A 4156-nucleotide genomic window follows, 5' to 3' on the forward strand; every position below is an offset into this window, starting at 1 on the left:
GCTGAAAGTGCTTTAAAAGAAGTTAGATTATTAGAAAAAGAAGGTTTTTACGATATTGTCGTCTCTGTCAAATCTGTTGATGCAAAAGAAACTTTTGTTGCCAATCAATATCTTTCGCAGTTGATACCTTATCCTTTTCATATAGGCGTTACTGAAGCGGGTGTCTTTGAAGATGCCGTTATTCTGTCTTCAGCAGGTTTAGGATCTTTACTTATAAACGACATAGGAGATACAATCAGAATATCCATCAGCGGGGATCCACTCAGAGAAGTTGAATTGGCAAAAGATTTGCTAATAGCCTTAGGTTTAAGAACGGGGGTAAGAGTCATAGCCTGTCCTACTTGCGCAAGAGCAGAGATCGATGTTGAAGGGTTAGCCTATGAGGTAAAAAAAATGGTCAAAGACAAAGAGGTTAACAAAAATATCACTGTAGCGGTTATGGGGTGCATAGTTAACGGCCCTGGCGAAGCTAAGCATTCTGATATTGCTATAGTTGGGACCAAAAATTCATCAGCGGCTATTTTTCTTAAAGGGGAACTTTTCGGGACCTTTAAGAGAAACGAGATAGAAGAGAAACTTTTTGAGATTATAGAAGAGGTTCAGAATCCTTAATTAAAGAAGGGGAAATTATGGAGATAGATCCTATCACCCGAAAAAAAACAGATAAAGAGTTGAAAAAAAGGAAGATAAAAAAATCAAAAGATAAAGATTTTTCTGCTTCTGAAGTGAAAGAAAAAGAAGGCTTTTTTGATGTGCTAGTTGATACAAATATAAAAATCAGTGAGAGTGAGTTAAGGAGGTTGATTGACGATATTCTTAAACTTGGGAATAACTTTGTGAAATCTCCAACTCAATCAAATCTAAGAGAGTATAGAAATTCTATTAAAGATTTCCTTAAAAGATTGGAAAAACATTGGTATGTGATAAAAAACGATCTTGATTTTAAAAACTCAGCGCCTCAACTACATGTAGTTGCAGAAGTAGTTGATGGCAAACTCATGGAATTGACTGATATGATTTTAAAAAGAGAGAAAAATACATTATTATACGCATCAAAAATCGACGAAATAAACGGCTTGATTTTAGATTTGTACAAATAAGAAGTTGTATAGAAGGTGTTTCTTTTGAGTAATTCATTCTTTTATGATACAATAGAAAAAATTCAATCAAAAATAGACGTAATTAAGGCGAGTTCCATGTGTTTTGTTTCTGAAGATAATTTCATTTTATATAATTTCAGAGATGAATTATTAAATTCAGTTTCGGCTTTCAATAAATTAGATACCTTAGTTATAAAACCTTCTGGTGGAAATATTAAGATAGAGCAAGTTAGGGATGTGGAAGAGTTTTTAATGTATAAACCTAACTATGCAAAGGTGAAGGTTGTTTTTTTTGAGGATATAGATAGATTGAATGTTGAAGCGGCAAACGCTTCGCTTAAATTAATCGAAGAGCCTCCTGAATATGCTTTGGTATTTGGAACTACTACGAGGTGGAATTATTTGTTACCCACTGTAAAAAGTCGTTTTATAAGGGTTGATCTTTCCATCCCTTCAGTTTTAATTGAGAATATTAATAGCAAATACGGGGAAATAGGAATTTATTTCAATTTTTTTCGGCATTATGATTTAGGGGTTCTATTATTTCTGAATGATGAAAATACTGATATATCTCGAATTAAAGATGAGGTAGAGCGGATAGTCAAATTTTCAGCCAAAAATGTTGATGAATTATTAAACAATTTTAAATTGCCGCTCGATTTGCCAGAAAACAAATTAAAGTTTGCTCTTTCTTATTATAAATTTTGGAATATATTAATAAATTTAAACGATAAAGAGTTCTTTTATCTAATAAAAGATATTTCCCAAATAAAAAATGATGTAGAAAATTTGTCTTTTTTACGTAATATATCTGCTTTAGGTTCGATTTTATTGAGAGATTCAATGATATTTTTGAATTCTTCCAAGTGGAAATATTTTTGGAATAATTCATTGGTTTACTTCTTTGGATTGAATGAACATATTGTTGATGTTGATATAGAGCAAATCAAAAATACAGTTTCATATCTGAACAGGATGTCTACGATGAGATTAGCTAACTTTAACTTTGAAATGGAAATATTTACTCATTTTTTTAGAATTAAGAGATGTTTTAGTAGAACTATTAAATAATAACAATGGGAGTGAAATCTTTTGATAGATCTAAAAGCTGAAGTTTATGGGGTGGAATTGGAAAAATTAGGTCCTATACATTATTATAATTATTTAGGGATTGAAAAGATTAATATATTTGACTATGTTTTAGTTCAAACAGAAAATGGAATAGAAGTTGGAAGGATTGTGATGGGACCTGTTACTATGAGGTTTGAAGAAATTGGATATGAACCTAATTCAATAATTAGAAGGGTTGGAGATGAAGACAAAAAACAAGTAGAAGAAAATGATCAAAAGGCTAAAGAAGTAGCACAATACGCAAAACAGATGGTTAGAGCATTAGGATTAAAAATGAGAATTCTTGATGCCGATTTTACTTTTGATAGATCAAAATTAGTAATTCACTTTGGTTCCGATGTCAGAATAGATTTCAGAGAATTGGTAAAGATATTAGCTAAAAGGTACAAAACAAGAATAGAACTTAAACAAGTAGGAGCCAGGGATGAAGTAAAGAAGATTGGATCAATTGGTTTATGTGGTCAAGAAGCTTGTTGTAGTAGATTTTTGAGAGATTTTTCTTCTATAAAGATGGAACTGGCTAAAACGCAACAGATGATGATAAACACCGCTAAAATCTCAGGCAGATGTGGGAAACTTCTTTGTTGTTTGAAATATGAGAATGACTTCTATAAAGAGGTCCTTAAAAATGTTCCAAATGAGAATACTACAATAGAATACGAAGGGAAGCCAGCCAGAGTTGTAACTGTCAACGTGTTCTTAAAAGAAGTCTCACTACAGGTAATAGAAGAAAATCAACCTATCTTAATCAAGGTTCCTTTTTCTTATTTCAACAACGGTAATTCTTAGAATGGATGATCGTATGAGAACAATTGCGGTTATATTCATAACACTCGGTATTTTGTTTGTAATAATAGGGTTGATGTTTGCGTTTAATATAAAACTCGGAAGACTTCCTGGAGATATAATAATAAAAAGAGAAAATTTCGTTTTATATATTCCTATTACAACAATGCTTATTGTAAGTGGAATAATCACATTACTATCAATTATCATTCGAAGATTTTTCTAATAATAGATGTAAATTCTTTGGAGGTGGATTCATTGAAAAAAAGCTTGAAAGAGATACAGAGCTTGTCGTTAATAGCCAGAGGAGATATATTGAAGATGACCACTGTGGCTAATTCTGGTCATCCCGCAGGGTCTATGTCTTCAATTGACATGTTTTTATCGGTATTGAATAGGGCAAATATTTTTCCGGAAGATCCTTTCAATCCAGATAGAGATAGGATTGTGGTTAGTCATGGTCACACTTCCCCTGGTTTTTATGTAGCTTTAGCAAGGATGGGTTTTGTAGACATTGAAGAAGTTATTTCAGGATTCAGATATGCCGGAAGCGTATTTGAAGGACATGTTACCCGTGGGATACCGGGTGTTGAGTGGTCAACAGGGAATTTAGGTCAAGGCTTATCAGCTGGGATAGGAATGGCTTTGGCAGCGAAAAAGAGGAAAAAGGATTATAGAGTTTACGTTTTTAGTAGTGATGGAGAAAGTTCAAAAGGTCAAATTGCCGAAGCTAGAAGAACTGCAATAAAAGAAGGACTAAATAACCTAATAGTATTACTTGATTACAACGATATCCAAATATCTGGAAGAGCTAGAGATATATTATCAGTAAATATAGTTGGAGAATACGAAGCGGCTGGCTGGAATGTAATAGAAATAGATGGTCACAATTTTGAGCAGATCAATAAGGCTCTAGAAGTAGCTGAAAATGAGCCGTTAAGGCCAACTGTGATTGTAGCAAAAACGATTATAGGTAAAGGTGTTTCTTTTATGGAAAACACCCCAACCTATCACGGTAAAGCACTCACTAAAGAACAGTTAAATAAGGCTTTAGAAGAATTAGGTTTAGAAAACGATGTGGAAAAGTATATCGAAAAAAGAAAAAATATGGCTTTAACAAGGGAAAAAATAAATTATCC

6 protein-coding genes are annotated in these 4156 nt (G+C 32.7%); all 6 read left to right on the forward strand.

Features of this window, described 5'->3' with window-relative positions:
- Positions 1 to 612, forward strand: a 612-nt coding sequence (locus tag AA81_RS12500; RefSeq protein WP_146050397.1) for a flavodoxin-dependent (E)-4-hydroxy-3-methylbut-2-enyl-diphosphate synthase, incomplete at its 5' end; no start/stop codon positions are given.
- Between the two features lie 17 nt (positions 613 to 629).
- Positions 630 to 1100 carry a YaaR family protein gene (locus AA81_RS12505; RefSeq protein ID WP_103899218.1) on the forward strand — a complete coding sequence of 157 codons (471 nt, stop codon included), beginning with the start codon at positions 630 to 632 and terminating at the stop codon, positions 1098 to 1100.
- Positions 1101 to 1124: 24 nt separating this feature from the next.
- A complete protein-coding gene (locus AA81_RS12510; protein ID WP_103899219.1) occupies positions 1125 to 2171 on the forward strand; it encodes a DNA polymerase III delta subunit-related protein in 1047 nt (348 codons plus the stop codon).
- Positions 2172 to 2192: 21 nt separating this feature from the next.
- Positions 2193 to 3020 (forward strand): PSP1 domain-containing protein, encoded by an 828-nt coding sequence (locus AA81_RS12515; RefSeq protein WP_103899220.1) that lies wholly within the window; start codon positions 2193 to 2195, stop codon positions 3018 to 3020.
- Between the two features lies 1 nt (position 3021).
- Complete coding sequence (locus AA81_RS12520; RefSeq protein ID WP_245863640.1) at positions 3022 to 3243, forward strand: DUF2905 domain-containing protein; 222 nt, start codon at positions 3022 to 3024, stop codon at positions 3241 to 3243.
- A gap of 32 nt (positions 3244 to 3275) precedes the next feature.
- On the forward strand, positions 3276 to 4156 hold an 881-nt coding region (locus tag AA81_RS12525; RefSeq protein ID WP_281256306.1), incomplete at its 3' end, for a thiamine pyrophosphate-binding protein.

This window comes from Petrotoga halophila DSM 16923 (assembly GCF_002924615.1).

Excerpts from the sequence above, each read along its gene's own strand:
- AA81_RS12505 (WP_103899218.1), top strand. The coding sequence starts at position 630 with ATGGAGATAGATCCTATCACCCGAAAAAAAACAGATAAAGAGTTGAAA.
- AA81_RS12520 (WP_245863640.1), top strand. The coding sequence starts at position 3,022 with ATGGATGATCGTATGAGAACAATTGCGGTTATATTCATAACACTCGGT.